The organism is Dyadobacter luteus, assembly GCF_003383615.1.
Classification (GTDB): Bacteria; Bacteroidota; Bacteroidia; order Cytophagales; family Spirosomataceae; genus Dyadobacter; species Dyadobacter luteus.
Map to the genome: position 1 here is coordinate 106,167 of NZ_QNUL01000005.1, position 19,633 is coordinate 125,799.

18 protein-coding genes are annotated in these 19,633 nt (G+C 42.7%); 12 read left to right on the top strand and 6 right to left on the bottom strand.

Annotated elements, in window-relative coordinates; genetic code table 11:
• Nucleotides 1-2: 2 nt before the first annotated feature.
• Together DSL64_RS08870 and DSL64_RS08875 are read right to left on the bottom strand one after the other, a co-directional pair.
• Nucleotides 3-854, bottom strand: coding sequence for a hydroxymethylglutaryl-CoA lyase (locus DSL64_RS08870; protein WP_115830381.1), 852 nt, complete (start codon nt 852-854; stop codon nt 3-5).
• 80 nt (nt 855-934) lie between these two features.
• Nucleotides 935-1,996: an NAD-dependent epimerase/dehydratase family protein gene (locus DSL64_RS08875; RefSeq protein ID WP_115830383.1), complete on the bottom strand. Its 1,062-nt coding sequence runs from the start codon at nt 1,994-1,996 to the stop codon at nt 935-937.
• 383 nt (nt 1,997-2,379) lie between these two features.
• On the opposite strand from DSL64_RS08875, the gene DSL64_RS08885 reads away from it, so the two are divergent.
• From DSL64_RS08885 to DSL64_RS08900, 4 genes are read left to right on the top strand one after another with little or no spacing between them, the layout of a single operon-like run.
• Nucleotides 2,380-3,129, top strand: a complete 750-nt coding sequence (locus DSL64_RS08885) for a hypothetical protein (RefSeq protein WP_115830386.1) — start codon at nt 2,380-2,382, stop codon at nt 3,127-3,129.
• On the top strand, nt 3,126-5,897 hold the full coding sequence (locus tag DSL64_RS08890; RefSeq protein WP_115830387.1) for a TonB-dependent receptor: 2,772 nt from the start codon (nt 3,126-3,128) through the stop codon (nt 5,895-5,897). Before DSL64_RS08885 ends, DSL64_RS08890 begins: the two co-directional genes overlap by 4 nt.
• 10 nt (nt 5,898-5,907) lie before the next feature.
• A complete protein-coding gene (locus tag DSL64_RS08895) occupies nt 5,908-7,026 on the top strand; it encodes a DUF4249 domain-containing protein (protein WP_115830388.1) in 1,119 nt (372 codons plus the stop codon).
• 22 nt (nt 7,027-7,048) lie between these two features.
• Complete coding sequence (locus tag DSL64_RS08900; RefSeq protein WP_229217009.1) at nt 7,049-9,436, top strand: hypothetical protein; 2,388 nt, start codon at nt 7,049-7,051, stop codon at nt 9,434-9,436.
• Between the two features lie 149 nt (nt 9,437-9,585).
• On the opposite strand, the gene DSL64_RS08905 is transcribed toward DSL64_RS08900, so the two are convergent.
• Nucleotides 9,586-10,047 (bottom strand): Lrp/AsnC family transcriptional regulator, encoded by a 462-nt coding sequence (locus tag DSL64_RS08905; protein WP_115830389.1) that lies wholly within the window; start codon nt 10,045-10,047, stop codon nt 9,586-9,588.
• A gap of 169 nt (nt 10,048-10,216) precedes the next feature.
• Here DSL64_RS08905 and DSL64_RS08910 point away from each other — a divergent pair, with 169 nt between their 5' ends.
• Entirely contained in the window at nt 10,217-11,173 is a 957-nt protein-coding gene (locus DSL64_RS08910; protein WP_115830391.1) for an NAD-dependent epimerase/dehydratase family protein, read from the top strand.
• A gap of 33 nt (nt 11,174-11,206) precedes the next feature.
• Nucleotides 11,207-12,397 (top strand): glycine C-acetyltransferase, encoded by a 1,191-nt coding sequence (gene kbl, locus DSL64_RS08915; RefSeq protein ID WP_115830392.1) that lies wholly within the window; start codon nt 11,207-11,209, stop codon nt 12,395-12,397.
• 606 nt (nt 12,398-13,003) lie between these two features.
• On the opposite strand, the gene DSL64_RS08920 is transcribed toward kbl, so the two are convergent.
• Nucleotides 13,004-13,804, bottom strand: a complete 801-nt coding sequence (locus tag DSL64_RS08920; RefSeq protein ID WP_115830393.1) for a transglutaminase-like domain-containing protein — start codon at nt 13,802-13,804, stop codon at nt 13,004-13,006.
• A 281-nt stretch (nt 13,805-14,085) separates the two neighbouring features.
• On the opposite strand from DSL64_RS08920, the gene DSL64_RS08925 reads away from it, so the two are divergent.
• The 6 genes from DSL64_RS08925 to DSL64_RS08950 all read left to right on the top strand — a co-directional run bounded on the left by DSL64_RS08925 (nt 14,086) and on the right by DSL64_RS08950 (nt 19,054).
• Entirely contained in the window at nt 14,086-14,619 is a 534-nt protein-coding gene (locus DSL64_RS08925; RefSeq protein WP_115830394.1) for a YceI family protein, read from the top strand.
• 285 nt (nt 14,620-14,904) lie between these two features.
• On the top strand, nt 14,905-15,528 hold the full coding sequence (locus DSL64_RS08930) for a TetR/AcrR family transcriptional regulator (RefSeq protein ID WP_115830396.1): 624 nt from the start codon (nt 14,905-14,907) through the stop codon (nt 15,526-15,528).
• Between the two features lie 69 nt (nt 15,529-15,597).
• Nucleotides 15,598-16,959 (top strand): TolC family protein, encoded by a 1,362-nt coding sequence (locus DSL64_RS08935; RefSeq protein WP_115830397.1) that lies wholly within the window; start codon nt 15,598-15,600, stop codon nt 16,957-16,959.
• The gene (locus DSL64_RS08940) at nt 16,959-17,537 is read left to right on the top strand and encodes an NAD(P)H-dependent oxidoreductase (RefSeq protein WP_115830399.1); all 579 of its coding nucleotides are present in this window, start codon (nt 16,959-16,961) and stop codon (nt 17,535-17,537) included. Before DSL64_RS08935 ends, DSL64_RS08940 begins: the two co-directional genes overlap by 1 nt.
• A gap of 7 nt (nt 17,538-17,544) precedes the next feature.
• Nucleotides 17,545-17,973 (top strand): DUF3995 domain-containing protein, encoded by a 429-nt coding sequence (locus tag DSL64_RS08945; protein WP_115830400.1) that lies wholly within the window; start codon nt 17,545-17,547, stop codon nt 17,971-17,973.
• A 19-nt stretch (nt 17,974-17,992) separates the two neighbouring features.
• A complete protein-coding gene (locus DSL64_RS08950; protein WP_229217010.1) occupies nt 17,993-19,054 on the top strand; it encodes an efflux RND transporter periplasmic adaptor subunit in 1,062 nt (353 codons plus the stop codon).
• Between the two features lie 13 nt (nt 19,055-19,067).
• Here DSL64_RS08950 and DSL64_RS08955 read toward each other — a convergent pair whose 3' ends face one another.
• Nucleotides 19,068-19,406 (bottom strand): type II toxin-antitoxin system PemK/MazF family toxin, encoded by a 339-nt coding sequence (locus DSL64_RS08955; RefSeq protein ID WP_115830401.1) that lies wholly within the window; start codon nt 19,404-19,406, stop codon nt 19,068-19,070.
• Between the two features lie 4 nt (nt 19,407-19,410).
• Entirely contained in the window at nt 19,411-19,602 is a 192-nt protein-coding gene (locus tag DSL64_RS08960) for a hypothetical protein (RefSeq protein ID WP_115830403.1), read from the bottom strand.
• Nucleotides 19,603-19,633: the final 31 nt, after the last annotated feature.

Consider the following 19,633-nt stretch of genomic DNA (forward strand, 5'->3'; position numbering starts at 1 on the left):
ACTTAAAGCAGCCCCATCAGTTCCTGAAATATATTTCGGGCAGTATGGAACGCGGATATATTCAGAGATGCATATTCATTTTGTTCCGAGGAAAATTCAATCAGTCTTTCAGTAGGCATATTCCCTACCAGATCATCCTGAGCCATCGGGCATCCGCCATAACCCAGAATCGCACCATCAAAACGCCGGCAACCGCTCTGGTAAGCAGCAGCTGTTTTATCGCGCCAGCTATCGGGAGTGGTATGAAAGTGTGCACCAAATTCTAAATCAGGATATTGCGGAATAAGTGCGGAGAACAGAGATTCTATATCTGTACTTTTAGCAACTCCTACTGTATCAGAAAGGGAGAAAGTACGTATACCCAGGCTACTGAGTTTATCGATCCAATAGAGCACAATGTCAGGATTCCAAAGGTCACCATAGGGATTACCAAAACCCATGGAAATATAAATTACCAATTGCTTGCCGGTTTTGCTGCATCGTTCCGCAATCCATTTGGTGCGTTCCAGGGATCCTTCGATGCTGGTGTTTGTATTACGTAGCTGAAATGTTTCTGAGATAGAAAAAGGATAGCCAAGGTAATCAATGGCTTCAAATGAACAGGCTTGTTCAGCACCTCGTTCGTTCGCTACAATAGCAAGCAATTTGGTGTCAGAATCTGAGCGATCGAGTTGGTCTAAAAGGGAAGCAGTGTCACTCACCTGTGGCATTGCTTTGGGAGAAACAAAACTTCCGAAGTCAAGCGTGTCGAAACCTACACGCAATAGCTGATTGATGTATTCTGCTTTTTTTTCTGTAGGTATAAAAGGATGATGGCCTTGCCAGGCATCCCGGGGGCATTCAATGATTTTCATGATCCGGCAATTTAATACACTGTTACGGATTGAAAGCAAACAGCCTGATTGATATTAACATCAATCAGGCTATAAGAGTATTACTTCAAAATCGGAGCAAGATCCTTCTCATTTTCAGCAAGCCATGCTGTTATTTCCTGAACGATTTGCTTAATGCCAATTTCCGGTTTCCAGCCGGTAAGTGCAGTTACTTTTGAATTATCTGTCACATACAAACGGATATCTGCGGTACGGTTTTCAGGGACGACTTTGATCGGAATCGTCTTTCCGGTTACTTCCTGGCATACTTTGGTAAGTTCCTGCAACGAAGCGCTGCTTTCCAGTCCGCCTCCCGCATTGAGTACCTCACCGTTAACTTTATCAATATTGTGCAGCTGCCAGTCGATCAAACGGTACAGGTCTGCTACGTGCAGCATATCTCTGATTTGTTTACCGGTACCACCGTAGCCGAAATATCCAAGCTGCTGTTCGAAGTAGTGTTTTGCGATCCATAATACCATCACGCCCTGATCTACCTTGCCCATTTGCCATGGTCCTGTGATAACCCCGCATCTGTTGATAACCGTTTTCAGGTTGTAAAACTCGTTATACTCCTGAATAATTAACTCAGAAGCGAGCTTTGTGGTACCATAAAGAGAACGTGCGCCGGTAAGCGGGAAATCTTCTGCAATACCTTTTGAAGAGGCTCCTGGTACCGGCTGCTCATCCGATAATGCAAAACGCGTTTCCTCTTCAACGAAGTTAAGATTCTCAATGGTTTTGATTGGATATACGCGGCTGGTAGACAAGAATATGAAGTTTGCCTTATGCTTCAGCGCATAGTTAAGGCAATTTACTGTTCCTACCAGATTGGTATTGATCAGGTAATCCGGTGTTCCGTCCAGACCGGCAAGCACCGATGGTTCAGCAGAAGCTTCGATCACTGCGTCGACGGCAGGAATATTGTCGAAATCTTCTTTATTCCGAATGTCTCCATGAACAAACTCAACACCGTGCTGTTTAAGTCTGGATAAATTCAGCTCCGAACCACGTCTTTTCAGATTGTCCAGTGCATATATTTGATAATCAGGGTAGTTTAATTTGAGAGAAATAGCCAGTGCCGAACCAACGAATCCCGCGCCACCCGTAATAAGAATTTTCATAAAAGAGAATCAGAAATTTAGATAAAAGTAGTTTGTGTGCTCTATGGGGTTTCAAAGTTAGGATCATTCCAGAATAATGGACAACCATCACGGATTTTTTTAGTTTGAGGTTAGTTTCATCTTGTACAAAGCCAGGCTAAATGGAAAATGTTGATTAACGTCTTTAATCGGCAACAAAACAGGGTATTTAATACGTATCTGGAGAAATATGGCAAACATAAATCTGTTCTGTGGTTATTATTTGGTTTATATGAAAACTATTTCCAACCATTTGCCATATATTTTAATCTGTCAATAAGTAGTAACTTACCGGCTCTTGAAGCTTACCTAGGATATCCGGGTTTACACCAAAGCAAAAAGATAAAAAATACCTCCACGACTCTATGAGATTTTACTACGTTGTTTTATTTCTGTTGTTGTTGCAAAACGGTGTTTCATTTGGACAAACTGAAACAGCCGAAGCGATCCCGCGCAATCCATTTCCACCTATTCCTGAGGAACTGCAATATCCTTTGTCGCTGTATAAAGAAGCTATTCTTGAATCTCAGAATCTCTACAACGGTCGGGTGTATTATATCTATGATCCCCGTATGGAGGAGCATCAGTTTTTTACAGACCGGAAATGGTATCGTGGGTCGGTATTGTCGGAAGGACAGCGATATGATAGTATTCCCATGATGTACGACATCGTGAAAGATCAGCTTGTTGTTCGCCATCTTAACGGAGATCCGATGGTGGTTGCTTCGGAAAAGGTAAAGTGTTTTACCAATTATGGCGAGCTGTTTATCTGGTACGAGAAGGGGAAGGGAATTGAGCCGACAATGGTTACAGGATTTTATAATCTCTTCTACGATGGCCCTACACATCTTCTGATCAGACGTACCAAAACGCGTCAGGAAAAAATAGTCGACCGCAAAGTGATTACCGTATTTCCTCAGAAGGATTTTTATTATGTCCGAAAGGGTGGGCAATACTATGCTGTTCGTTCAAAAAAGTCATTTCTGAGCCTTTTTCCAGACCACAAAAGAGCGTTGCGAAGAGTACTTCGAAAGGAGGACATTATGTACCGGCAAGATAGAGCTTATGCGATCAAAAGAATGCTAACCACCTACGATGAATTGGCCAAACCATGAAGAGACTTATACTCCTAGTTTTTTGTATCTCCTTTTTGTTTAGTCCGGATGAGGCGGTTGCTCAGCAAACTGCTCCGGAAAAAAAGATTACGATGCGGTTGGATTCAGCCCGGTTCAACGACTTCGTAAAGCAGGTAGAATCGGCATCAGGCTATTATTTTTATTATGATGCGAGCCGGTTTGATTCATTAACACTCGATCTTAACGTCACTGATTTTACTGTAAGAGAGGTGCTCGATCAGGTTTTTCGCGGTTCTGATTTTGAATATTCTATAGATGATCAGCGTAGAATTTTTATCACCTATGGGCCTCGTATCATTACGCAACTCCAACCCGGGTTGTTCAATCCTGAAAGTGATGCAGATGGCGCAATTGCCTATACAGGCCCTGATGATGCACTGAAAGAAAAGCTGCTTTCGTCGGCAGAAAGTAAAGTACATGATATTGGTATTAAAAAGCATAAAATCACATCAGGAAACTCTACAGTAACGGGTTATATCAGAAATGCTATCACAGGGGAGCCGGTGATAGGTGCCGCTGTTTTTATTGAGTCGCCATCAATAGGCGTTACAACTGATGCTTTAGGATTATACTCTCTTACCATTCCCCGGGGAAAACGTGTGCTGAGAATCAAAAGCTTTGGAATGCGGGAAACGCAGCGACAGATCGTACTCTATTCCAATGGTAAGCTGGATATTGAAATGCGTGAAAGTGTAATTGCGCTCAAAGAAGTTTCAGTAAAAGCGGGGATGGACAAAAACGTGGTGAGTACCCAAATGGGACAGGTGAAGCTGAACATCAAAAATCTGAAGCAAGTACCCACCGTATTCGGAGAAACAGATTTGCTGAGAACGATCATGACATTGCCGGGTGTGAAATCCGTAGGTGAAAACACTACGGGACTGAATGTACGTGGAGGATCCGTGGATCAGAACCTGATTCTTTACAATGATGCGACAATTTACAACCCATCCCACCTTTTCGGATTTTTCTCCGCCTTCAATCCTGATGTATTAAAGGAAGTTGAACTCTATAAAAGTACGATTCCGTCCAAGTACGGCGGGCGCCTGGCTTCTGTGCTTGATATCAACAGCCGGGACGGAAACAAGAAAAAGTACGTGGTTTCGGGAGGTTTGGGACTGGTGACGGGACGTTTGGCTGTAGAAGGACCTTTGATTAAGGATAAGACTTCATTTCTTTTAGGAGCAAGATCTACGTATTCGAGCTGGTTGATCAAGGCGCTGGACAATCCTGAATATAACAAAAGTTCGGCATCGTTCTATGACGTGAACCTGCATGTGAGCCACGAGATCAATGAAAAGAACAGTTTGTTTTTAACAGGTTATACCAGTGACGACCGGTTCCGTTTGTATGGCGACACCACTTACAGTTATCAGAATCAACTGGCTTCTTTAAAATGGAAACATACTTTTAACCAGAAGCTTTACGGAGAATTTACAGGCTCCTATAGCAAGTACAATTATGCTATGGATGCGTCAGGTCTTCCGCTGAACTCATTTAATCTGAAGTTCAATATTCAGCAGTCCAACTTCAAAGCAGATTTTAGCTACGTCATCAATCCTAAGCATACGCTGGAATTTGGTTTAGGTTCTGTTTATTATAAGCTGAGTCCGGGAACCTTCACGCCACGTGGACCGGAATCCCTGATCATGCCGGACACACTGCAGACGGAACAGGCGATTGAAAATGCAATCTATCTGGAAGATAAATTTGAGGTGAGTCCAAAACTGTCTATTACAGGCGGTATCAGATTTTCATTGTTCCAATATCTGGGCCCTAAAACGATCAATACTTATACGCCAGGCTTTCCAATAGACCGTCCGTATCAGAATGGTACCGAAAGTTTTGGAAGGGGTAAAAATATACAAACCTACGGTGGGCCGGAGTTCAGAGCGTCGATGCGCTACAGTGTGGCGGATAACCTTTCTTTGAAGCTGAGCTATAACACGCTCCGTCAGTATATTCATTTACTTACTAACACGATGTCCGTTTCTCCTACTGATATCTGGAAGCTTAGCGACAGATATATCAAACCGCAGGTGGGCGATCAGATTTCACTTGGCTTGTACCGGAATTACAGAGGGAATAAGATTGAAGTTTCGCTGGAAGGATATTATAAAAACATCAAAAATTTCCTCGACTATAAAGGCGGTGATTCTTTGATTATGAATCATGACATTGAAGCGGCTGTGCTGAATACCAATGCCAAAGCGTACGGAGTCGAATTTATGATCAAGAAGACAACCGGTAAGCTCAACGGCTGGCTTGCCTATACCTACGCCAGAACATTACTCAGAGCAGTGGACAGAGACTCGCCTGATGCACCGAATGAAGGTAATTATTATCCAAGCAATTACGATAAACCGCATGATTTCACGATGATTACCAACTATCGTTTATCGCACCGGTTTAGTGTTTCCCTGAACTTTACCTACAGCACCGGACGTCCTTACACGCCTCCTATGGGTAAGTATTATATTGATGGGGCACAGCGCGTTTTTTATGCAGATCGTAACCAGTTCAGAATTCCGGATTACTACCGTGCCGATGTGGGGGTCAATATTGAAGGCAATCATAAAGTTCGAAAACTGGCGCATAGCTCCTGGACATTGTCGGTGTATAATTTGCTTGGCAGAAAGAACCCGACTTCAGTCTATTTCCAAACCAGAGACGGACAGGTAAATGGATACCAGCTTTCAATTTTCGGCCAGCCGATCCCAACAATTACGTATAACTTCAGATTCTAAGTTTCGAGATATGAGATACAAGATTTTTAAACTGAGCCTTATTCTGCTGGTTATTTCTCTTTATGCCTGTATTGAAGAGTTTTCTCCGCCCGAAATTAATTCGGATGAGCGGTATCTGGTTGTAGATGGCTTCCTGAATGCAGGTAACGAGGAAAGTCGTATTGAGCTGAGATTGTCTCAGAATACCAACGACAATTCAATACCGATCGTAGAAACCGGAGCCAGAATAGTGGTAGAGGAAGAGTCGGGAAACAGTTATAGCTTCACTGAGGTTCTGCGAGGAGTCTATACACTTCCACCGGTGACGGTCAATCCTGCCGGCAAGTATCGCCTCAAAATTACCAGAATATCTGGTGAGGAGTATTTGTCGGAATATGTAACAGTAAGCCAGACTCCACCTATCGATAGTCTTACCTATCGTTATGACGCGGGCCGTGATGCTATGGTAATTAGTACCAATACACATGACCCTTCCGGTAAAACAAGGTTTTATCGCTGGAAATTTGAAGAAACCTATCAGTACCGTTCTGCTTACTATTCATCACTGGTGTATAATCAAAATACTAAAAAAATTGAATACAGAAATGAGAACATCAATTTGTGTTGGGCTACAAAGAATTCTACCGGAATTATTCTGGGTTCCACTGTTAAGCTGAGTGCCGATATCATTAAGGATTTACCGGTCAATATTGCGGCAATTAGTACCAACAAATTCCTGATGAAGTACAGTATTCTTGTCAAGCAATACGGATTGACGCAGGAAGAGTTTGAGTACTGGACGAGTCTGGCCAAATCGACTCAAGGAACAGGAAGTCTTTTTGATCCCCAGCCTTCCCAGGTAACGGGAAATATTAAAAATGTAGCTAACAACAAAGAGTTGGTGTTTGGCTATTTCAATGTGGCAAAAGAGGAGACGAAAAGGATTTTTATGGCACCGGGAAGAGGCCAGTATCCCAGATGTGATCCCCCTGATACAGTATCTGTTGCGGAATATCTTAATTCTCCTATCGGTTATATGTTGAATTATCATGGTGAAAGGTCGGATTCGCTTTTGATATCTTCCCTGGGGTGCGTCGATTGCCGGATACAAGGAGGAACTACGGTTAAACCCTCATTTTGGGAAGATTAAGCATTTTTATACAGGTTGAATTATGAGATATTTTATAAAAAGCTTTATTTGTTTTTGCGCGGTACTGGTATCTCTTGTAACGCATGCACAGGATGATCCGATGAGCAAATCTATCAGGGATCGTTTCAATTTGTATGCTGGTACGGCTTTACAGGAAAAAATGTATGTGCATCTTGATCGCCCTTTTTATCTGGTTGGAGAGACGATCTGGTTTAAGGCGTATAACATGGATGGCGCCCGTCATCGGTTTCTGGATTTGAGCAAAGTGGCTTATCTGGAAGTATTGGATAAGGATAACAATGCAGTCATTCAAACGAAATTTTCATTGGCAGCAGGAAAGGGGAATGGATCAGTTTCTATTCCTACAGCTGTTGTAAGCGGCAATTATAAAGTGCGTTGCTATACCAACTGGATGAAAAATTTTAGTCCTGATTACTTCTTTGAAACGAATATTTCGGTCATCAATCCATTCATCAAATTTGATCCGGATCCTGATGCGGAAAGAGAACTAAGTTACGATGTTCAGTTTTTTCCTGAAGGGGGTTATCTGGTGAAGAATGTGGAAAGTAAAGTAGCTTTTCGGGCGGTGGGTGCAGATGGTAAAGGAATAGCTTTTCGTGGTGTTGTGGTGAACCAGCAGCAGGATACAGTTGCAAGTTTCCGTCCATCCAGATTCGGAATAGGTAGCTTCAACTGGAAACCTGAAAATACAGACACCTACCAGGCGATTGTGACCGACGATAAGGGCAGGCAATTCAAATATCCACTTCCGCAGGTGATGGAGCAGGGTTATGTGATGCAGGTAACAGATACAGATCAGGATAAGGTAAAAATTACAGTAATCAGGGGTGGTTTGGAAGGTGGAAGTATTTATCTGCTGGCACACACCCGTCAGCTCAATCCGATTGCAGAAAGATTGGAGTTCACAGGAAATAAAGCCGAAGTAGTGCTGAACAAATCGAAGTTGGGTGAAGGTGTATCTCATCTGACCATTTTGAATGACAGGCAGAAACCAATCTGCGAACGGCTGTATTTCAAACGTCCGGCCAAACAGCTTAACCTGGAGGCCAGGGTTGGTAAACCGGAGTTTGTAACGAGAGAAAAAGTAACATTGAATGTAGCCGGACTCGAAAAAAGTAATTTATCAGTTTCTGTTTTCCTTACGGATAGTATTTCTACATCTGAGCATGCAGATATCAATAGCTACATGTATCTCACTTCAGACTTAAAGGGGCAGGTAGAAAATCCCGCATACTATTTTGGAGAAGTAACAGCACAGAAGAATATCGAACTGGATAATGTGATGATTTCACATGGTTGGAGACGTTTTAAATGGACTGATGTATTTGGATCTGGCGTCCCAAAATATCAATTTATACCTGAATATGACGGTCATTTTGTTCATGCGAAAGTTCTGAATGCAGCAGATAATACACCGGCTGCCGGCATAGAAACATTTTTGGGACCTCTGGATTTTCCCGCTGCGATTTACGGAAGCATCACTAATAAGGAAGGAGAAGCAACTTTTGAACTGAAGAATTTCAGGGGAACCAAGGAGATAACGGTGCAAACAAACCTGATGAAGGACTCCACGTATAAGTTTGAAATCCTGAGTCCTTTTGCCAAAGATTTCTCAGAACAGACTTTACCATCTTTTCAGTTTGATAAAACCAAAGACCATGACTTGTTGACCCGCAGCATGAACATGCAGATCGGTAATTCATATGCTCCGAGAGTATTTGCGGCAAAGAAAGCAGCTCTGACAGATTCACTTACTTTTTTTGGCTTGCCGGATGAAAAGTATTTCCTTGACGATTATACGCGTTTTCCGACGATGGAGGAGGTCCTACGAGAATACGTGCGTGGTGTGATGGTGAGAAGAAGAAACAAAAGTTTTCATTTCAGGATGATCGATAAGTTGATTCCGAATACTTTTTACCGTACTGACCCGCTGGTGATATTAGACGGTATTCCGATTTTCAATATTGATAAATTTATGGAAGTGGATCCTCTGAAAATCAAGAAGATTGAGCTGATGAGTTCAAGATATTTGCTTGGTCTGATCCAGTTTACCGGAATTGTGAGCTTTTCAACTTACAAAAACGACATGGCAGGCTTTGAACTGGATCCTAAAGTATTGGTAACTCCTTACGACGGTGTGCAGGCTGAAAGGGAGTTTTACGCTCCGAAGTATGACAGTCAGACATCTTCCGCCAGCAGAATGCCCGACTTCCGAAACCTGTTATACTGGGCGCCCAATATAACTACTGACGAAAACGGTAAGGCGCAGATACAATTCTTTACCTCTGATCAGACGGGGAACTACCAGATAGTCGTACAGGGAATTACAGACAATGGCGTCGCAGGGAGTAGCACAGCTTCTTTCAGTATTGGAAAAAGAACTTTGTAAACAGTGGGAAGGTTCGCCCCGATTTGTAATCGGGGCGCAGCTGGTTTAGCGTTTTTAACGCGCTGGTTTCCACGTTTTGTAATACCATTCCGGATATGCGTTGCAAACGCTAAGCAATGCAACCCCGGTTGCAAATCGGGGTTAGCGTCTCAGATATAAAACTCAGAAGTGTGCTTGATTTCCTTTAGTACAAAAGTGCTGTTGAGCACACCTATGTTATCAATCTTCGATAACTTGTACTTTACAAAATCGTGGTATTCGTCCAAACTGCCTACGTTGATTTTTAGAAGAAAGTCAACCTGCCCGGCCATGTGGTAACATTCCTGCACTTCTTCCAGATTCTGTATTTCCTGTTCAAACTTTTCAATAAATGCTTCGTTGTGATAGCGCATGGATACCTGGCAAATCGTTGTTACGGAGCGATTGATGAGCTTTTTGTCAAGGATTGCTACATACTGCTTGATATATCCCATACTTTCCAACCTCCGCACGCGCTCGTAAACCGGTGACACAGTCAGATTGAGCATTGTGGCTATTTCCTTCGTTGTTTTCTTGGCATCTTTTTGCAGAATCCGTAAAATTTTGGTGTCGATTTTGTCCAGCTGCTCCATGTGGAATAATATTTACTGCAATTAAAGTGAGATTGGCGGTCTGAAAATCATTAATTCCTGTAAAATTATCATAGTGCAGTAAAATTTACTTCAAAAGTAGGTGAATATTGAAAATAATATTTGAAAAGGCAAAATTGCAAGTGATTTATGCTTTTAACAAATACTCGGTATGACAAAATCAGAACGTATTTTGGTAATTGGTTCTAACGGACAGATCGGATCTGTACTGGTGGAATATTTGCGTGGAATTTATGGGGAGAACGGGGTGATTGCTTCGGATTTGCGCGAACCGGAACTTAAGCAGGATTATTTCGAAAAACTGGATGCATCAGATGCATTCGCTTTGGCAGGTATTGTAAAAAAACATGGTATTACACAGATATATCACCTGGCGGCAATCTTATCGGCAAAAGGGGAATTGGATCCGCTCAATACCTGGCAGATCAATATGCAAACGTATTTCAATGTGTTGGAAGCAGCCAGGGAACACGGAGTAAAGAAAATATTTTATCCCAGCTCAATTGCTGTTTTTGGAGAGAATGTGGATGTTACCGCAGAGCAATTCTCTTACCTGGATCCGGCGACTGTATACGGTATCAGCAAAGCAGCAGGTGAAAACTGGTCCAATTACTATTTCAAACGTTATGGATTGGATATCCGCTCTTTGCGTTATCCTGGGATAATCAGTTATCAGTCGATGCCTGGTGGTGGTACAACCGATTATGCAGTTGATATTTATCACAAGGCTGTAAAGGGGGAACATTTTGAGTGTTTTCTAAAAGAAGATACAACCTTGCCGATGATCTATATGAGTGATGCGATGGATGCAACGGTGAGATTGATGGAAGCGTCTGCCGATCAGATCAAGGTTCGTACCGGATATAATCTGGCAGGAATGAGTTTTTCTCCAAAAGAAATTGCAGACAGTATCAGTAAAATTATTCCGGGTTTTGAGATCAGCTATAAACCCGATTTTCGCCAGCAAATTGCCGAATCCTGGCCACAACATATTGACGATTCTGTAGCCCGTAAAGACTGGGGCTGGAGACCTGCCTACAATCTGGACAAAATGACGGCGGAAATGATATCTGAATTGCAGAAAAAATATAAGACAGCTAAAGTCTGATACGAATCACAAACTAACTAAACTTCAAAAATTATGTACGGAGATATTCAGCAGGAACTTCAAAAGGAGCTTGATGCAATTAAAGAAGCAGGGCTTTACAAGAAGGAGCGCATCATCACCACGCCTCAGTCCGCGCAAATCGCGACAGACAATGGCAAGGAGGTTCTGAACTTTTGTGCAAATAATTACCTGGGTCTTTCCTCCCATCCTGATGTAATTAAGGCGGGAATTGAAGCCATTGAAACGCATGGATTCGGGATGTCTTCGGTACGTTTTATTTGTGGTACACAGGATATTCACAAAGAGTTGGAGCGCAAGACGGCAGAGTTTCTGGGTACCGAAGATTGCATTCTTTACGCAGCTGCATTTGATGCGAATGGTGGTGTTTTTGAGCCTCTTTTAGGTGAAAATGATGCGATAATCTCTGATGAATTGAACCACGCCTCACTCATTGACGGAATACGTCTTTGTAAGGCAAAACGTTTCCGCTACAAGCATAATGACCTTGCTGATCTGGAAACACAACTGAAAGCTGCGCAGGGTAGCCGTCGGATTCTGGTTGTAACAGACGGGGTTTTTTCTATGGACGGAACCATAGCGCAATTGGATAAGATCTGTGACCTTGCAGAACAATACGGTTCCATGGTAATGATTGATGAGTGTCACGCATCCGGCTTTATCGGGAATACCGGTCGCGGGACTCATGAGTTCAGAAACGTAATGGGCCGTATTGATATCATTACGGGAACTTATGGAAAAGCATTAGGAGGTGCCTCGGGCGGCTTCACGGCAGCGAAAAAAGAGATTGTCGAGATTCTGCGTCAGCGTTCACGCCCGTATCTTTTCTCTAATACACTGGCCCCGTCAATTGTTGGTGCTTCCATTAAGGTGCTTGATATTCTTTCTTCTTCCACCGCACTTCGCGACAAACTGGAGGGTAATACTGCCTATTTCCGTAAAGAAATGACAGCTGCTGGCTTTGACATTCTGCCGGGTGAGCACCCGATTGTGCCTATCATGCTTTATGACGCGAAGCTGGCGCAGGAATTTGCTGCCAAACTGCTGGACGAAGGCATTTATGTAATTGGTTTCTTCTATCCTGTGGTTCCACAAGGCAAGGCGCGTATTCGTGTACAAATTTCAGCCGGACATGATCAGCACCATCTTGAAAAAGCGGTGACCGCATTTACGAAAGTAGGCCGGGAGCTTGGGGTGATCAATTAGGAATTAGTAATTAAGAATTAACAATTAAGAGTTAAAAGTTAGATGGAGTTACGGAAGTAGTAATTAACCATTGACCACTGACAATTAACCATTATAAAGAGCTTCTATTCCTTTCTTAACCTGAAGCCGGATGCGTGATTTGCGTCCGGCTTTTCTTTTGCTGGATTATTTAACACTTACATGGTTGGTTTAAATGGGGGGATTTGTCTTATGCCCTCGGGTTTCACCCGTCACTATGCATGTTAAAGTCCTCCGGACTTTTCGGGAGTCGGATTATCGCATTGGCAAGCTTGAAGCCGGATGCGTGATTTTGCATCCGGCTTTTCTTTTGCTGGTATTGTTCAACCCTTACATGGTTGATTTGAATGGGGATTTGTCGTGTGCCCCCGGGTTTCACCCGGCGCTATGCATGTTAAAGTCCTACGGACTTTTAACGACCGGAAATTGCGGAGGGCTTTAAAATGAATAAGCAGATTTATCCAACCCCGAAAGGGGTTGACATTGAATAACGCCTGGTGCAACCCGGGGGATAAATGTATTGTATCTATAAAATTAGCACAACCCCGGAACGGGGTTGAACGAACCATTCAAAACATTATTGCTCACTTACGCTTCCGGCTCCAGCAACTGAACTTCCACATGTAACGACTGTAAGGTCGCGTTTCCGTACTGCGTTACCATGGCCACATCTGCTGCGTCACGTCCATGTGCGATTTCGATCCTATACCCTTCCGTTTTTTCCTGAACGGCATCGAATGTATACCATTCTCCTCCCAGGTACGCATCGAACCACGCATGCAAATCCATGTCTTTTAACTTATCAAGATACCCCACAGTCATACGTGTAGGAATACACAGATTCCGGCAAAGGGCAATTGCCAGATGTGTAAAATCACGGCAGACACCTATTCTGTTACGGGCAACGTCAAGAGCTGTCGTTGCCGAGTTAGTTGTGCCATACTGATACTTCACATGCTGATGAATCCATGTGCGAATCGCCTCAACCTGTGCATATCCGGGTTCCACATTGCCGGCAATTTCCATGGCAAGCATGTTAATTTCATGCAAATCAGACTCACAGTAACGACTAGGCAGAATGTAATGCATAATCTCGTCGGGGAGGTCACCCACGAGCATATAAGCAGGTGCAGGGTTCGGGATTTCTTTTGTCTTATTTACATTCGCTTGTACCTCTGTGGTAATGGTTACACGACCTACAGGTAAAATTGTTCGCTGACAAGGGTTACCATATATATCGGTGTACTCTGAAAATGGTACAGATGGTTCAATGTTGAATCCTTCCTGGATAATAGACTGGCCTTCCTGGCGGCGCGGGCGTAACATGGTAGTTACGGTAGTGGGAGCATATACATCGTATGTGAATACGCTTCTTCCCTGCATTTTCATCTGGTCGTTGATTTAGTAAAGTTTAGTAAATATACTACTGTGGCTGTCTTAAAATTACATGCCAATAATTTAATAATCTGGTAATCAACAGATATGCAGCGATCCATTAGTTTTTCTTAATTACAGTCAATGGATTATGAGTTTCGTCCCAACCAAAACGTCAATAAAAATGTTGTATGGGGTGTTTGCTGCACAAATTGAGCTGGTAAAACCGATTTGTACGGAATGGATTTTTTACCTACATTTTAGACATTATAGTTTATTCAAAAGATTGATTGATTATGGCAATTACAAAATGGACCGTTGATCCTGCTCATTCCGATGTTCAGTTTAAGATAAAACACCTTGTGATTTCGACGATTACAGGATCTTTTAAAAATTTTGAGGGTGGTGCTACATCCGATCAAACTAACTTTGAAAATGCAGAAATCCACTTTTCACTGGATGTAAGCAGTATTGATACAAATGTGGAAATGAGGGATACACACCTCAAATCGGCCGACTTTTTCGACGCCGAGCAGTTTCCGCATATAACTTTTCAATCCAATTATTTTCATAAGGTAAAAGGCGATAACTATAAACTTGCCGGGCTCCTTACGCTCAAAGGAGTTACCAAACCCATTGAGCTTGATGCAGAATATGGGGGTAGCGAACGTGATGCAGATGGTAATATCCGCGTGGGTTTTGAGGTAGAAGGTCGGCTGAGTCGTCAGGAATTCGGGTTGAATTACATGCAGCTGACCGATTCCGGCGGCATGCTGATTGGTGAAGATGTAAGGCTCATCGCCAACATTCAGCTGGTGAAGCAAGGCTAATTTTTTTCTTCTCATGGACAATGTTTACATAAGCATTGTCCATTTTTATTCTATCTGGTCGACTGCCACCAGATTGCTTCTGCAAGTACGCCGCGCATCTCATTCTTCTCATTTTTACATCAGATTCTTACAGAATTATTGGTTCATTACACAGCGTCAATTATGTAATATTCTCATTGTGAGATAAAAATCATGCTGTCCGGTAATGTCTCAAAGTATTTTTTTACTAAACGCATTGTTTTTACTAAACACTGTTTAGTATATTTGTCATGTAAATATTTCACTATGGGAATTACTGAAAGAAAAGAGCGTGAGCGTGAGGAGATGCGTCACCTGATTTTGCAGGCAGCGCAAAAGTTGTTTTTAGAAAACGGATTTGAGAAAACGAGTATCAGGAGCATAGCTGATGCGATAGAATATAGTCCCGCTACGATTTATCTGTATTTTAAAGATAAGAACGAGTTGTTTCTGGCGCTGCATATTCTGGCTTTTGAAAAAATGATGGTTGAATTTGCAGTGGTAGCGACCATTGCAGACCCTTTTGAAAGATTGGTGGCTCTTGGCAGGCAGTACATCAAATTTGCTATAGAAAATCCGGAGCTATACGATCTGATGTTTCTGATGCAGGCGCCGATGGAAGCGCTCGCGTGCAGAGACGAGGTTTGGGAAGATGGGATGAAGTCGTTTGATTTTCTGCGACTGATCCTGACAGAATGTATGGACAAAGGAATTTTTCGTAATGACCTAGAATTGGATTCGACTTGTCTCACAGTTTGGAGCTACATGCATGGCCTGGTCACGATTTATCTTAAAAAGCGTATGGATATGTTCGAAGATGGTCAGCAGATGCAACGGATGGAGGAATCATTCCGAATTTTTATTGAAATGTTGAAGGCTTCATTCAAGTAAAAATTTGATGTATTTCTGAGTAACTAAAAAAATTTGCTCTTATACTAAACACTGTTCATTATATTAGCCATGATTAATAAAATATTGCTTCTGTTCATAATACTGCCGGTTATTGCCAGGGCTCAGTCTTCGGGTGCGCTGGACAGATATGTAGAGGAAGGGCTGAAAAATAATCTTGCCCTGAAGCAGGAGTCGCTTGAATTAAAGAAATCTCTGGAGGCCATACGGCAAGCTAAGGCACTTTTTTATCCACACCTTACTTTTAATCCCACTTATTCGTACGCAGCAGGAGGTAGGAGACTCAACTTTCCGGTTGGGGACTTGTTGAATCCGGCCTATCGCACGCTGAATGAGTTGACAGGAACTTCGCAGTTCCCCACCAACATTGAGAATGTGAATGAATTACTGGCACCTGCCAATTTTCATGATACCAAAATCAGTCTGCAGTATTCTATTTACAATCCTGAAGTAAAGTATAACTACCTTATTCAGAAAAGCTTGCTGTCTGCTCAGGAAGCCAAAAGAGCTGTAGTTGAGAACGAACTCAGGTACGGAATTGAAACAGCCTATTATCAGTATCTGCAGACACTTGAAGTCGTGAAGATATTGGATAACAGCGGAGCTGTGCTGAATGAGTTGGTAAAGTTGAATAAGAAATTGGTTTCGAATAATACGGCTACTAAAGATGTAGTTTTCTCTGCCGAATATGAACTCAGCAAGTTGCAGCAGCAAAGAGTGGAAGCCGAAAATAATACACGTGTAGCTGCGGCGTACTTTAATTTTTTAATCAACAGAGATTTGAGTGGAGCTATTGAAGTAGACTCTGTGACGCTAGACCGTGATGCAGTGGTGACCGAAGGGAGTGAGGTACTGGGGAGTTTGAAACAAACTGCGATAGGTAATCGGAGTGAGCTGAAACAATTGAACTTGTCGATGGATGCCGCCAGGTATGCGGTTACCATGCAACAAAAGGCTGCTGCTATTCCCTCTTTTTACTTTGGCGGTAATGCTGGTTTTCAGGGGTTTGGATATTCATTTCGGAACCAGGCGTATATGATAGGACAAGTGGGGTTGCAATGGGATATTTTTAAAGGTTATGAAAGAAAGTCTAAGATACAGCAGGCGAAAATTCAAACCGAGCTGTTGCAGACAAAGAAATCCGAAGTGGAGAAGCAGATCGAATTACAGACCACGCAGGCTTACTACGATTTTGCAACGGCCAGGGAAGCACAACGTGTTTCATCGGATGCGCTGACAAATGCCTCCCAATATTTCAGAGTGATTGACAGTCGCTATAAAAATGGGAACGTGTTGATGATTGAGTACATCAAAGCACAGAATGATGTACAGACCGCACGCCTGCAGCAGGTAATTGCTAAATATGATGTATTGGTAAAAAAATCAGTTCTGGACAAAACGATCGCTGAGTAATGAAGAAGGTTTTAATTATTAATGCGCATCCTGATAAAATCAGCTTTAATACAGCACTTGCGGATGCGTATAAGAAGGGAGCGTTAGCATCCGGCGCAGAAGTAAAGGAGATCGTTTTGGCAGATCTGGAATTTGACCCAAATCTCCGTTACGGATACCGGCAGCGTGTAGAACTGGAACCGGATTTGATTGATGCAAGGGAGAAAATTACCTGGGCTGAGCACATTGTGTGGGTATATCCGATTTGGTGGGGAGGCTGGCCTGCTTTGCTGAAGGGTTTTATAGACAGGGTTTTTCTGCCAGGTTTTGCATTTAAGTACCGCGAGAATTCAGTATGGTGGGATCGCCTTCTGGCCGGACGAAGTGCACATGTAATCAATACGTTAGATCAACCTGTGTGGTATTACTGGCTTGTTAACGGAAGGCCAGGATATAATGCCATGAAAAAGATGGTTCTTGAGTTCACAGGTTTTAAACCCGTACGGATGACAGCAATCGGTCCGATCAGGAAATCAACTGATGCCTACAGAGAAAAATGGTTGCAAAAATTAGAAAAAGCGGGTCGTCAACTTAAATGATAAGTTTATGGTATTTGCTCTGTTCAATTTCACGGCTTTAATGCTTATCAGCGGAATTCATATTTATTGGGCATTAGGAGGGAAAGCGGGTGTAAAAGCTGCAATTCCGGAGCTTAAAGGAAATGCTCTTTTCGAACCTGGTATACCGGGAACTATGTTGGTTGCCTTGCTAATGGCGGTTTCTGCGTTTTATTTCCTGTTCAAAGTACAGATTTTTTCTGCAGATAGTCTCAACTGGCTGCCTTCATGGGTCGATGAATTTGGAGCGTGGATTTTAGGGGTCGTGTTTTTAATTCGGGCAATGGGTGAATTTCGTTATGTAGGGTTTTTCAAAAAGGACAAATCGTCATTATTCGCTCGTCTTGATAGCCGGTATTATTCTCCTTTGTGTATGCTGCTGGCTTTTAATTCGTTTATGGTTGCTATTTATTTTTAGCTATTCAACAACATGTATCATGATGCATTATATATTTCAAAATAAGATAAAGTACATTACCCCTTTTGTTGCGATGTTGGTACTGTGGGGCTGCGGCGAGGAAAAACCAAAAGAGCAGCAACTGGCGGATGAGACTGTCATCACCGTCAGGCTTGATTCTGTGAAAACTGCTTCCCGTTCCGAACCTATTCGGGTGGCGGGTGCTGTGGCCTCTTCCGAGGAGGCGCGGTTGTCCTTTAAAATAGGCGGGATCGTGTCAAAAGTATTGGTAAAAGAAGGGCAGGCTGTGAGGAAAGGGCAACTACTTGCAGTGTTGGATATGACTGAAATTGATGCCCAGGTAAAACAGGCTGCATTTGCCGCTGAGAAATCGGAAAGGGATTTTCAACGTGTGCAGAATATGCTGAATGACACTGCTGCAACTTTGGAACAATTACAGAACGCCCGTACAGGTTTGGATGTAAACAGGCAAAATCTTGACATTGCCAGGTTCAATCAGTCTTTTGCCAGAATTGTATCACCGATAGACGGTACTGTTACACGAAAGCAAATCAGTGAAGGCGAATTTGTGGGTCCGGGTAGCCCGGGGATAGTGGTTACCTCCAGCCGTAGAAATGATTGGGTGATGAGGGTAAATGTCTCTGATAAAGATTGGGCAAGATTGAAAATAGGAGATTTGGCACAAGTTCATCTGGATGCCTATCCTGAAGAAATATTTAAAGGGACAATCAGCAGTTTAGCTCAGTCGGCAGATCCTGTGAGCAAGCTTTATCAGGCAGAAATCAGGATTGACCCGGCTGGCAAAAGATTCGCAACTGGTCTGTTTGGCAAGGTGGAGATCAGCTCATCTCAAAGCCGGACATATGCGGTTGTTCCGGTAGAGTCGATTATAGAGGGGAATGGGAATACGGGTTATGTTTTTGTAAATGAGAACAATAAGGCAAAGAAGATTCCGGTAAAAATCGGATATCTGGATGGTAACTCGGTTCTGATCAGCGAAGGGCTGGAAAATGTGAAGCAGGTAGTTACTTCAGGATCGGCATTTCTGACGGATTCTGTGGAGTTAAGGGTTAAGAATTAGGAGTTAAAAACCTTCAGCTAATCAGCTTTTGAAGCTGAGTGGTTAATGATGTTAGAAACACAGGTTTTAAGGAGGTGACCCGGTTCGAGATTAAAGATTCATTCAATAAGAAAATTTTATGAATGCGAACAAAGCTTCTGAGAGGGAGAGGACTACCAATAAAGTCCGATTGGTCAATCGCAATAGACAAGTGATCGGTTTTCACCTGGCTTGTTATCTGAATCAAAAGATAATCTCCCGTCTGATTGACGAGATCATTGGAAATCACTATAGCTGGACGCTTTTTACTTTGAGAAATATCTGTAAAAGGAAACAGAACGGCAACTATGTCACCTTGTTGATAGAGAGCCATACTGTCAGATCAATTTATCCCAACGAAGATCTTCTTCACTTTCCCATTCTTCAGCAAGGGAAGGTTCCGATAACATCGTTGTTTCATCCACCTTATGAAGTCTTTTTACAATAGAAATTCCCTCTATTTCATGAAGTGCTTTTTCTATTGTTTCGATATCAACGTTCTCGCGAACAGTTACTAACAGAGTTTCCATGTCAATTGGGATTTAAACAAAAATACTAAAA

Bases quoted from the DNA above. Each gene is read 5' to 3' on its own strand.
- DSL64_RS08870 (WP_115830381.1), bottom strand. From the start codon at position 854: ATGAAAATCATTGAATGCCCCCGGGATGCCTGGCAAGGCCATCATCCT.
- DSL64_RS08875 (WP_115830383.1), bottom strand. From the start codon at position 1,996: ATGAAAATTCTTATTACGGGTGGCGCGGGATTCGTTGGTTCGGCACTG.
- DSL64_RS08885 (WP_115830386.1), top strand. From the start codon at position 2,380: ATGAGATTTTACTACGTTGTTTTATTTCTGTTGTTGTTGCAAAACGGT.
- DSL64_RS08890 (WP_115830387.1), top strand. From the start codon at position 3,126: ATGAAGAGACTTATACTCCTAGTTTTTTGTATCTCCTTTTTGTTTAGT.
- DSL64_RS08895 (WP_115830388.1), top strand. From the start codon at position 5,908: ATGAGATACAAGATTTTTAAACTGAGCCTTATTCTGCTGGTTATTTCT.
- DSL64_RS08900 (WP_229217009.1), top strand. From the start codon at position 7,049: ATGAGATATTTTATAAAAAGCTTTATTTGTTTTTGCGCGGTACTGGTA.
- DSL64_RS08905 (WP_115830389.1), bottom strand. From the start codon at position 10,047: ATGGAGCAGCTGGACAAAATCGACACCAAAATTTTACGGATTCTGCAA.
- DSL64_RS08910 (WP_115830391.1), top strand. From the start codon at position 10,217: ATGACAAAATCAGAACGTATTTTGGTAATTGGTTCTAACGGACAGATC.
- kbl (WP_115830392.1), top strand. From the start codon at position 11,207: ATGTACGGAGATATTCAGCAGGAACTTCAAAAGGAGCTTGATGCAATT.
- DSL64_RS08920 (WP_115830393.1), bottom strand. From the start codon at position 13,804: ATGAAAATGCAGGGAAGAAGCGTATTCACATACGATGTATATGCTCCC.
- DSL64_RS08925 (WP_115830394.1), top strand. From the start codon at position 14,086: ATGGCAATTACAAAATGGACCGTTGATCCTGCTCATTCCGATGTTCAG.
- DSL64_RS08930 (WP_115830396.1), top strand. From the start codon at position 14,905: ATGGGAATTACTGAAAGAAAAGAGCGTGAGCGTGAGGAGATGCGTCAC.
- DSL64_RS08935 (WP_115830397.1), top strand. From the start codon at position 15,598: ATGATTAATAAAATATTGCTTCTGTTCATAATACTGCCGGTTATTGCC.
- DSL64_RS08940 (WP_115830399.1), top strand. From the start codon at position 16,959: ATGAAGAAGGTTTTAATTATTAATGCGCATCCTGATAAAATCAGCTTT.
- DSL64_RS08945 (WP_115830400.1), top strand. From the start codon at position 17,545: ATGGTATTTGCTCTGTTCAATTTCACGGCTTTAATGCTTATCAGCGGA.
- DSL64_RS08950 (WP_229217010.1), top strand. From the start codon at position 17,993: ATGATGCATTATATATTTCAAAATAAGATAAAGTACATTACCCCTTTT.
- DSL64_RS08955 (WP_115830401.1), bottom strand. From the start codon at position 19,406: ATGGCTCTCTATCAACAAGGTGACATAGTTGCCGTTCTGTTTCCTTTT.
- DSL64_RS08960 (WP_115830403.1), bottom strand. From the start codon at position 19,602: ATGGAAACTCTGTTAGTAACTGTTCGCGAGAACGTTGATATCGAAACA.